Source organism: Arthrobacter sp. 'calajunan' (assembly GCF_046940185.1).
Taxonomy (GTDB): Bacteria; Actinomycetota; Actinomycetes; order Actinomycetales; family Micrococcaceae; genus Glutamicibacter; species Glutamicibacter soli.
This window is the reverse complement of the sequence record NZ_JBKZDY010000009.1, coordinates 152,605-162,751: the sequence shown is the minus strand read 5'-3', so window position 1 is coordinate 162,751 and position 10,147 is coordinate 152,605. Positions and strand designations below refer to the sequence as shown.

The following is a 10,147-nucleotide window of genomic DNA, read 5'->3' as shown; positions in this document are numbered from 1 at the left end:
AGATGTGTATAAGAGACAGGTGCCGGCCCGCCAACCCCCAGCCGGTAGGAGCGCTACTTGCTCTGACCGGACTTCACTTCGTCCGCGGTGTAGTAACCGGAGTCAACCAGCAGCTTCTGGATGTTGTCAGCAATCACGATGTCCGATTCCAGCAGGAAGGAAGGAACTGCCTTGACGCCGTTGTTGTACGACTCGGTGTCGTTGGCGGTCGGCTCGCCGCCGCCGGCGTAGGCCTTGACCGCGTCGACGGCCTGGCTGGCCAGCTTGCGGGTGTCCTTGAAGATGGTGGAGTACTGGACTCCGTCATCGATCAGCTTCACCGAGGCGATTTCCGCGTCCTGGCCGCTGACGACCGGCAGCCCGGCCTTGATGTCCTTGCCGTAGCCTGCGTTGCTCAGGGCGGTGATGACGCCGCGGGAGATGCCGTCGAATGGCGAGAGGACGCCGTCCAGCTGGGTCTTGCCGCCGGCGTAGTGCGCGGTCAGCAGGTCTTCCATGCGGCTCTGGGCCTCTTCCTGGCTCCAGCGCAGGGTGGCTGCCTGCTCGATCTTGGTCTGCCCGGACTTGACCACCAGGGTCTTGTCATCCAGGTACGGCTGCAGGGTGTCGATGGCGCCCTTCCAGAAGAAGTGGGCGTTGTTGTCGTCCAGCGATCCGGCGAACAGCTCGATGTTCAGCGGACCCTTCTTGTCGGTCTTGTTGCCGTCGGCATCCAGCAGGCCCAGGCCGGTCAGCAACGAGGTCGCCTGCTGCACGCCGACGTTGTAGTTGTCGAAGGTGACGTAGAAGTCGACGTTTTCCGTGCCGTTGATCAGCCGGTCGTAGGAAATGATCGGGATGTCCTGGTCCGCGGCGGCCTGCAGCTGGTTGGACAGCGCCGTGCCGTCGATCGAGGCGACAACGAGGATATCCGCGCCCTTGGTGATCATCTGGTCGATCTGCTGCTGCTGGGTCGGGATGTCGTCGTTGGCGAACTGCAGGTCCACCGAATAACCGGCTTCCTCCAGCTGCGACTTCACGGCATCGCCGTCGGCGATCCAGCGTTCCGAAGTTTCGGTGGGCATTGCCACGCCGACCTGGATGTCCTCCGGTGCGGTGGATTCTCCGCTGCCGGCTCCGGCGCCGCCGCCTGCACCGCTGCCGCCGCATGCGGCGAGGGTCGTGACCAGTGCGACGGATCCGAGGGTTGCCGCAGCCTTGCGGGCCCAGTTATTCCATGCCATTTTTCCTCCTTGAAAAGTCCGCCTCGCCCGGAAATGGGACCCGGCTCACACTATGTTAGCGCTAACAAGTGATATGAGCCACCCTTCCTTACAAAAATATCCTTCCGGGTTCGAGGCAACGAATGTGATCCACGACATTACGCGCAGGTCGTGGAGCCCATCCATCTCGTGACCTGATGTTACTGTCGCGTAATGCGTAGCGGTGATTGCCGGTAGCCGGGAATACCGGATGCCGCCTGAAGTTTCAGAAACCTTGGGCCAGCCGGAAATACGCCTGGTTAACCCGGATCTGCTGGGCGAAGTTGCGCCGGGTGGTTTCCTCGTCGATGACCAGCAACTCGGTGCCCGCGATCTCGGCGAAGATTTCGAACTCTTCAATTCCCGCACCCGTGGACATGACGGTGTGATGCGCTCCGCCGGCAGCCAACCAGGATTCGGTCGAGGTATTGAAGTCCGGACGCGGACGCCACACCGCCCGTGCCACCGGCAGGTTCGGCAGGTCGGCCGGCGGCGCGAGAACGTCCACCACATTTGCCGTCAGGCGGAAGCGTTCTCTCATGTCAGCCATTGATACGACCACCGCTCCCTCGGTTGCGCCGGCGTTGAAGACCATGCGCACCGGGTCCTCGCGCCCGCCGATTCCCAGCGGGTGGATTTCCACGCGGGGTTTTACGGTGGTCAGCGAGGGGCAGATTTCCAGCATGTGCGCACCGAGAATCAGTTCCCTGCCCGGGGTCAGGTCGTAGGTGTAGTCCTCCATGAGCGAAGCGCCGCCGGGAAGCCCTGCACCCATGACCTTGGCCGCGCGCACCAGCACTGCGGTCTTCCAGTCGCCTTCGGCGCCGAAGCCGTAGCCCTTGGCCATCAGGCGCTGCACCGCTAGGCCGGGCAGCTGCCGCAGCCCGCCCAGGTCCTCGAAGTTGGTGGTGAAGGCCCAGGCGTTGGCCTGGCGCAGGAATGTTTCCAGCGCGATCTCCTGCGCCGCGGCATAGCGCAGCGATTCATGGCACGCGCCTCCCGCACGCAGCTCCTGCGCGACGTCGTAGTCGCGCTCGTATTCAGCGACCAGCGCGTCGACCTGCGCCTGGTCCACCGCGGCCATGGCGTCGACCAGGTCGTTGACCGCCCAGCTGTTCACCGACACCCCGAAGCGGATCTCCGCCTCGGTCTTGTCGCCCTCGGTGACCGCGACATTGCGCATGTTGTCGCCGAATCGCACCAGGTTCAACCCCTGCACCGCATCCCATCCGGCGGCGCCGCGCACCCAGGCGCCAACACGCTTGGCCACGGCCGGGTTGGATACGTGGCCCACCACGGTGGTGCGCGCGGCGCCCAGCCGGGTGGCCAGATAGGCGTACTCGCGGTCGCCGTGGGCCGCCTGGTTCAGGTTCATGAAATCGAAGTCGATCGATTCCCAGGGCAGCTCGACATTTGCCTGCGTGTGCAAGTGCAGCAGCGGCTTGGCCAGCGCCTTCAGGCCGGTGATCCACATCTTGGCAGGGCTGAAGGTGTGCATCCAGGTGATCACGCCCAGAACATTGTCATCCGAGTTGGCGTCGAGCATGGCGCGGCGGATGGAGTCGGAGTCCTTGAGCACCGGCTTCCACACGATGCGGGCGGGAACCTGGGCCGAGGCGTCCAGCGCCTCGGCGACTTCGGTGGACTGCTGCGCCACCTGGCGCAGCGTCTCCTCGCCGTAGAGGTCCTGGCTGCCGGTGAAAAACCAGATCTCCTTGGTGTCATAGGCCTTGGTCATGATGTCCTTACTGTCCGTAGACGTTCTGGTAGCGCTCGTAGAGCGAGTCGATATGGCTGGCGTCGAGAGGCGTAGGTTCGCCCAGCTGGAGCGAGATGTGGACCGTGCGGGCCACCTCCTCGCACATCACCGCGGCCTTGACCGCGGCGCGGGCATCCGGGCCGATGGTGAACGGCCCGTGATTGGCCATCAGCACCGCGGGGCTGCGCGAGCCGGACAACGTGTCCACGATGCCCCGGCCGATGGAGTCGTCCCCGATCACCGCGAAGGGGCCCACCGGGATGGGTCCGCCGAATTCGTCGGCCATCATGGTCAGCACGCACGGGATCGGTTCCCCGCGGGCAGCCCAGGCGGTCGCGTAGGTGGAGTGCGTATGCACCACGCCGCCCACGTGGGGCATGTGCCTGTAGGTGTAGGCATGGGCCGCGGTGTCCGAGGACGGGGCCCGCGTGCCGTCCAGCAGCTGCCCGTCCAGCGTGCAGACCACCATTAATTCGGCGGTCAGCTCGTCATAGGAGACCCCCGAGGGCTTGATGACGAACAGGTCCTGGCTGCCGTCAGCCACCTGAGGGTGGCGCACGCGCTGGGAGACGTTGCCGGCGGTCCAGACCACCAGTTCGTAGCGCGGCAACTCGGCGTGCAGGCCCGCGACGACCTCCCTCACGCGCCGCACCTGATCGCGCATGGCCTCCGGGTAGTCCTGGAGGGTACGGCTTGAACTCATCGATGGCTCCTTCAGATGGCGTGGATGGCGGCGCGCTCGACGGACAGCCCGTCGACGTAGGCGCGCAGGTAGGCGGCGTAGCCGGCCACGTCCGTTGGGTCGGGCAGGACGGTGTTGACTGCGGCACCCGCGAAAACGCGGTCCGCGAGATAGTCGGACAGTTCCAGCTGCGGCTGCTCCGCGCGGGCCAGGCGGTAGGCTGCGAGTACCGCGATGCCCCAGGCACCGCCGTGTCCGGCGGTGCTCCCCACGGCGACGGGGACGTCGAGTGCCGCCGCCAGGAAACGCTGGGCCACGCCGGCAGTGCGGAAAATGCCACCGTGGGCATACATTTTTTCAACCGCCGCGTGTTCGGCAGCCAGGATCCGAATGCCCAGGCTGAGGGTGGCGAAGACCCCGTAGATGTGGGCGCGCATCAGGTTGCCCAGGTTCAGCGAAGAATCCGGGGTGCGCAGGAGAAGCGGACGGCCCTCCTGAAGCCCGGTGACCGGCTCCCCGGAAAGGTAGTTGTAGGCCAGCAGTCCCCCGCCGTCCCGGCAGCCTTCCAGCGCGGCGGCGAACAAGGTCGAGAACACCTTCTCGGAGTCCGCCGGGGAACCCAGCGCGGCCGCGAATTCGCCGAAGACCCCTGCCCAGGCCGCCAGTTCGCTGGCGCCGTTGTTGCAGTGCACCATGGCCACCGGATCCCCGGCGGGGGTGGCCACGAGGTCGATCTCCTGGTGCGGGAAGGCCAACGGGGCATCGAGCACCACCATCGCGAAAATGGAGGTGCCGGCCGAGACATTGCCGGTGCGCGGGGCCGTGGAATTGGTGGCGACCATGCCGGTTCCGGCATCGCCCTCCGGAGGGCAGAATGCAGCCCCTGGCTGGAGGGTTCCGGACGGATCCAGCAGCCTCGCCCCTTCGGGGCTCAGCCTCCCCGCGTCCTGCCCGGCGGGCAGCACCTGCGGAAGCAGGTCGAACAGCCGCCCGCTGGCTCCGCTGGCTGCAGCGAGTTCGTCGAAGCGCCGCCCCAGCGCTGCATCGTAGCCGCCGGTCGCGCTGTCGATCGGGAACATCCCGGACGCGTCGCCGACCCCCAAGACCCGGCGACCTGTCAGCTTCTGGTGGACGTAGCCAGCGAGCGTCGTCAGGTGCCCGATGCGCGAAGTGTGCTCCTCGCCATCCAGCAGCGCCTGGTAGTAGTGGGCCACCGACCAGCGCAGCGGGATATTCACGCCGAAGGCTTCCGTCAGGGCCGCCGAGGCCTGCCCGGTGGAGGTGTTGCGCCAGGTGCGGAACGGTACCAGCAGCTCGCCGGCCTGGTCGAAGGCGAGATAGCCGTGCATCATCGCGGAAATGCCGATGGCCGCGAACTGCTGGGGTCGTACGCCATGGCGCTTCTCGGCGTCGGCCAGCAGCATGGCAACTGCCTCCTGGAGTCCGGAGGCGACAGCTTCGAGCGAATAGGTCCAGGTGCGCTCCACGTACTGGTTTTCCCAGGCGTGGCTGCCGCTGGCCAGTTGCTCATGGTCCGCCCCGATGAGGCTCGCCTTGATGTTGGTGGATCCGAATTCAATGCCCAATACGGCCTGCCCGGCGGCAATGCAGTCGCGCGCGGCGCTCTCGGTCGGCACAACAGCCATGGGTACTCCATCCTCGGCCCCGGTGCGGGGCAGCGTCTTTGCAGCGTCAACCCCTCGGGAGCGAAAACGGGGGCTGACGGGAACTTGGACTTAATGTTAGCGCTAACAAAATGAGATGCGCAATACATTCGGAGCTATTCTGCTCAGACCGCGGCGGCTGGAACCTATGCGGAGGGAGGCGGTGCGGTGCTCGCCCTGATCACCATGGTCGGGGCGGTCACGCGCGGCAGCGAATTCCCTTGGTCGGGGCTGAGCAGCTCGTTCAGGGCCGCCTGGCCGACCTCTTCGAAGGGCTGGCGTACCGTGGTGAGCGCCGGAATCAGGTAGTTGGATACCTGCAGGTCGTCGAACCCGGCGACCGACACGTCCTGCGGCACGTTCACGCCGCCCTCCCAGAAGGCGCGCAGCAGGCCGATGGCCAGGTAGTCGTTGGCGGCGAACACCGCTGTCACCTCGCCGGCGCGCACCTGCTCCACAAGGCGCTGGCCGGCTTCATAGCCGCTGGGAGACAGCCATGATTCGGCCGGAACCTCGATGGCGGGGGCCTTCGCGGCGGACATCTCCTCGCGCCAGCCGATCTTGCGTTCAACCGCATCGAACCATCCGGTGGGGCCCGAGACGTGGGCGATCTTCCGATGGCCCAGCGCCAGCAGGTGGCGGGTGGCCTGCCGGGCGCCCTCTCGCTGGTCGACGTACACGTAGCGCGCCGGGTCGTCGTCCGGAACGGAGGTGCGCGCGGCCACCACGACCACTGGCACCTTCAAGTTCGCTGCATCGATGGCATCGGTGATCTTCTCGAACGGCGCAACCACGACGACCCCGTCCACCCCTTGGTCGATCAGGTGGTTCAGCGCTGCCATGGAGGTACGCACGTCGTAGCGGTCCAGCGCGGTGACGGTCACGAAGTATCCCTTGCTGCGGGCGGCCGCCTCGATGGCCAGCACCGTGGACTGCGGTCCGAAGAACTCGCTGCCGACCGTCAGGATCCCGACGATGCTCGAATGGGAGGTCGCCAGCGTGCGGGCCGCGCGGTTGCGGCGGTAGCTGAGCTGCTCGATGGCTTCCAACACGCGTTCGCGGGTTCCCTGGCGGACGTTGGGGTGGTCGTTCAGCACCCGGGAGACGGTTTGATGGGATACCCCGGCCACCGCCGCGACGTCGGCCATGGACGGCGGACGGTGCGCGGCTGGCCCTTCAGTGGGCTGAACAGTATTCACATCCGTCATTATTGCAAACCATTCCTCCCGCCAACACGGGCGAACGCCCGCAGGCGCATGGCCTGCGGGCGTTGAGCCCGCTCAGGATGGATCCTTGTCCATCTTTTCGCGGTCGTTCTTGTTTTGTTCGGGATCCCCCGGGTCAGACTCAGTGCTCCGAGCTCCCGGCGAGCCTGGGTGCAGGCATCTGGATCGCTCCGGTCTGGATCTTCTCGTAGTCTTCGGAAGTGACCACGGGAATCTCGTAGCCGTCCTTGTCGATCAGCTTGCCGCCCTCGAAGTGGTCTCCTTCGATCAGGCCGCAGACTTCCTCTTCCTTCACCATGCGCGGCGGGGCCGCGGCAAAGACCGAGTTGTCCTTGGTGTTGCCGGCCTGCAGGACGTTGAATAGCAGGTTCAGCAGCACCGCCATGACGGCGGCCGAGGAGATCCCCGAGTGGAAGATGGTCTGGAACCACACCGGGAAGCTCTCGTAGAAGTCCGGCTTCACGATCGGCACGCAGCCGAAGGCGATGGAGGCCGCCACGATGATCAGGTTCTTGCCGTCGTACTTGACCTTGGACAGGGTGCGGATGCCCGAGGCGGCCACGGTGCCGAACAGGACGATGCCTGCGCCGCCCAGGACCGGGGTCGGGATCGCGGCCACCACGCGGCCCAGGACGGGCAGCAGGCCGAGGACCACCAGGATGCCGCCGCCGGCGGCGACCACGAAACGGCTGGTGATGCCGGTGATGGCGACCAGGCCGACGTTCTGCGCGAAGGCGGACTGGGTGAAGGTGTTGAAAATTGGAGCGATTACCGAGGAGGCCATGTCGGCACGCAGGCCGTCGGCGATGCGCTTGGAGTCGACCTTGGTATTGGCGATTTCACCGACGGCCAGGATGTCTGCGGTGGTCTCGGTCAGGATTACGAGCACCACAATGGTCATCGAGATGATGCCGCCGATTTCGAAGATCGGCATGCCGAAGGCCAGCGGCTGCGGGAAGGCGAAGATCGAGCCGTTGCCGACCTTGGAGAAGTCCGCCATGCCCAGCAGGGCGGCGGCGACGGTGCCGATGACGATCGCCAGCAGGATGGACATGCGGGAGATCGCGGCATTGCCGAGCTTCGAAAGCAGGATGACTACCAGCAGGGTGCCGGCGGCCAAGCCGATGTTGGCCAGCGACCCGTAGTCATCCGCCTTGGCATTCCCGCCCATGGCCCAGTTGGCGGCCACGGGAGTCAGGGAGATTCCGATCATCGTGATGACCGTGCCGGTGACGACCGGCGGGAAGAATCTGATGACCCTCGCAAAGAACGGGGCAATGAGGAAGCCGATGAGCGACGCCACGAGAACCGCGCCAAAGACCGCTTGGATGCCGCCTCCTCCGTTGACGATGGCGACCATGGTGGCCACCGAGGCGAAGGACGTGCCCTGCACCAGCGGGAGCTGCGCGCCGAAGAACGGGATGCCGATGGTCTGCAGGATGGTGGCCAGGCCGCCCACGAACAGGCAGCTGGCGACGAGCAGGCCGATTTCCTCGGGTGATAGACCGGCTGCGCTGCCGATAATCAGCGGCGGTGCGATGATGCCGCCGTACATGGTCAAGACGTGCTGCAAACCGTAGGCAAAAGTCTTGCCTAGTGGTAACTTGGCATCTTCGGGACGCGTCCCTTTGATAGATTCATCTTGTGTAGCGCTCATGGCTGACCTCCTAAGTCAGTCGCTGCCAAGGGTGTGCCGATGTGTCCGCATCGGCACACCCTCGCCGCTTATCAAAATTAGATAAATGCTGGAATGTTCGACCAGATCGGGTGCTTGGCTGCGCCGCCCTCACGGGTCACGGTGGCTTCGATCAGGCCGTATGGACGGTCCGCGGCGAAGAACACTTCATTCGGGTTGTCCTGGCCGAAGACCTCGAGGTCCACCAGGAAGTGGTGCTTGTTCGGCAGCGAGAACTTGATCTCGGCGATCTGCTCGTTGGCCTCCAGCGCGGCCTTGCCCATCTCGAACATGGTGTGCTGCAGCGCCAGCGAGTGGGTGTTGGCGAACAGCGTCAGCAGCTGCTCGCGCACCGAGGCATAGACCGCGTTGAAGTCGATGCCCGCCTCGATGGCTTCCGAGGTGTAGCGCCAGCGGGCGGTCACGTCGGTGGCCAGGATGCGGTCGCTGGTTTCCTTCAGGGTGGTGTAGCGGTCGACCGGGAAACCATGGAACTCGGAGCCGGTGGACTTCAGGACGGTCAGGTCCTCCAGACCGGCGACGATGCTCTTGGAGCCGTCTTCAGCGATTTCCAGCACCGCGGTGCGGACCTCGTTCTTGTTCTTCGAGAAGGCGTGGTCGTGGTCGTTGATGCGGTCCCAGAAGTACTGCTGGGCCGCCCAGCGGCCGCCGGTGATCCACTCGAACTCGCCGGTGAAGTGGGCGCCCAGGCGGAGCAGGAATTCCTCCGGGCTGTTCACACCGTCGCGGGCCAGGCCGTAGACGGTGTTCTTCTGGGTGTCGGTCGGGACGACCTTGCCGTTGTCCCCCTCCAGGTGGGCTTCGGTGAAGTCGCCGTGCAGCTGGCTGGTGACGTTCAGGTCTTCGATCTGGTGGCGGGCGGTGTCGCGGGTGATCTTGACTAGGCGGACCTCGGCCTTGCCGTACTGGTTCTCGCCAAGGACGATGCCGGTGGATGCTGGGGCGGTGATTTCGGTAGTCATTGTTCTAACTCCCTCGGTACGTGGAATATGCAAACGGGCTGATAAGAAGAGGTACGTGGTAGTGCTCATCGACGTTGTTGACGTAGAAGTCGATGGTTACCCCGGGGAAGAAGCTTTCCGTTCCCTGCTTCCCGAAGTAGTCCCCGATTTCGAATGAAACCCGGTAGTGGCCTGCTTCAACCTGAGTCGGGCCGAGGTTCTTGATGCGGCCGTCCGCATCGGTGATCCCCGAGCCGATTTCTTGCCAGCCGGATGCCGTCTTGGCTTCCAGCGTGGCCTTGACACCGGAGGATGGCCTCCCGGTCCCGGTGTCGAGAATGTGGGTGGTGATGTGGCTGCGCTCTGCGCTGGCATCTGCCATGTTTTCGTCTCCTGACTAATGAGTCGGTCGCTGGAGGGAAGGTGCTCTGGAAGTTAGTTCTTGACCGCGTCCTGCAGTCGCAGCAGGGCAATTTGGCGCAGCTGGTCGGCTACTTCGGCCAGCTCCGCCTCGTCGGTGTTTTCCAGTCGGCGCTGGCATTCGGCGAGGATTTCCTCGCTGCTTCGCCCGGCGGCGCGGATGAGGAAGACGCGGTCGAAGCGCTGTTCATAGGCCCGGTTGGCGGCGGCAAGGCGTTCGATGATGTCCGCATTGAGGTCCAGGGCCGCCTGCTCTCCCCGGGAGAGGGTTGCTTCCTGGCTGTTTCCGCCGGCTCGTTCTCCGATGCGCGGGTGATGAGCCAAGGCCGCGGCGATTTCGTCGCGGTTGAATGGTGCGGCGCTGCGGGTTGCGGACTCGTGGAGGGCAGCCAGCGAGGAGAAGGGGCGAGCAGAAACCAGATCATTGATCCAGCGCTCAACATCGATGCACGGACGCAGAATTTCGGCCGCTTCGGCGGCGGAGACTTCATTGAATACGTTGAGGTGCATCGGGTGCT

At 65.1% G+C, this 10,147-nt stretch carries 9 protein-coding genes; all 9 read right to left on the bottom strand.

What is annotated here, in order from left to right; translation table 11 throughout:
• Window positions 1-53 precede the first annotated feature (53 nt).
• Window positions 54-1,223 (bottom strand): multiple monosaccharide ABC transporter substrate-binding protein, encoded by a 1,170-nt coding sequence (chvE, locus tag RF641_RS14440; protein ID WP_047120504.1) that lies wholly within the window; start codon window positions 1,221-1,223, stop codon window positions 54-56.
• A 244-nt stretch (window positions 1,224-1,467) separates the two neighbouring features.
• On the bottom strand, window positions 1,468-2,979 hold the full coding sequence (gene araA / locus RF641_RS14435; RefSeq protein ID WP_424573453.1) for an L-arabinose isomerase: 1,512 nt from the start codon (window positions 2,977-2,979) through the stop codon (window positions 1,468-1,470).
• 7 nt (window positions 2,980-2,986) lie between these two features.
• On the bottom strand, window positions 2,987-3,703 hold the full coding sequence (locus tag RF641_RS14430) for an L-ribulose-5-phosphate 4-epimerase (protein WP_113607326.1): 717 nt from the start codon (window positions 3,701-3,703) through the stop codon (window positions 2,987-2,989).
• Between the two features lie 11 nt (window positions 3,704-3,714).
• Window positions 3,715-5,328 carry a xylulokinase gene (locus RF641_RS14425; RefSeq protein ID WP_424573452.1) on the bottom strand — a complete coding sequence of 538 codons (1,614 nt, stop codon included), beginning with the start codon at window positions 5,326-5,328 and terminating at the stop codon, window positions 3,715-3,717.
• A 164-nt stretch (window positions 5,329-5,492) separates the two neighbouring features.
• A complete protein-coding gene (locus tag RF641_RS14420) occupies window positions 5,493-6,554 on the bottom strand; it encodes a LacI family DNA-binding transcriptional regulator (protein ID WP_113607324.1) in 1,062 nt (353 codons plus the stop codon).
• 139 nt (window positions 6,555-6,693) lie between these two features.
• Window positions 6,694-8,229, bottom strand: a complete 1,536-nt coding sequence (locus RF641_RS14415) for a nucleobase:cation symporter-2 family protein (protein WP_424573451.1) — start codon at window positions 8,227-8,229, stop codon at window positions 6,694-6,696.
• A 77-nt stretch (window positions 8,230-8,306) separates the two neighbouring features.
• Window positions 8,307-9,230: a factor-independent urate hydroxylase gene (gene pucL / locus RF641_RS14410; protein ID WP_047120510.1), complete on the bottom strand. Its 924-nt coding sequence runs from the start codon at window positions 9,228-9,230 to the stop codon at window positions 8,307-8,309.
• 4 nt (window positions 9,231-9,234) lie between these two features.
• On the bottom strand, window positions 9,235-9,591 hold the full coding sequence (gene uraH, locus RF641_RS14405) for a hydroxyisourate hydrolase (RefSeq protein ID WP_047120511.1): 357 nt from the start codon (window positions 9,589-9,591) through the stop codon (window positions 9,235-9,237).
• 53 nt (window positions 9,592-9,644) lie between these two features.
• Window positions 9,645-10,139: a 2-oxo-4-hydroxy-4-carboxy-5-ureidoimidazoline decarboxylase gene (uraD, locus tag RF641_RS14400; protein ID WP_047120512.1), complete on the bottom strand. Its 495-nt coding sequence runs from the start codon at window positions 10,137-10,139 to the stop codon at window positions 9,645-9,647.
• Between the last annotated feature and the right edge of the window lie 8 nt (window positions 10,140-10,147).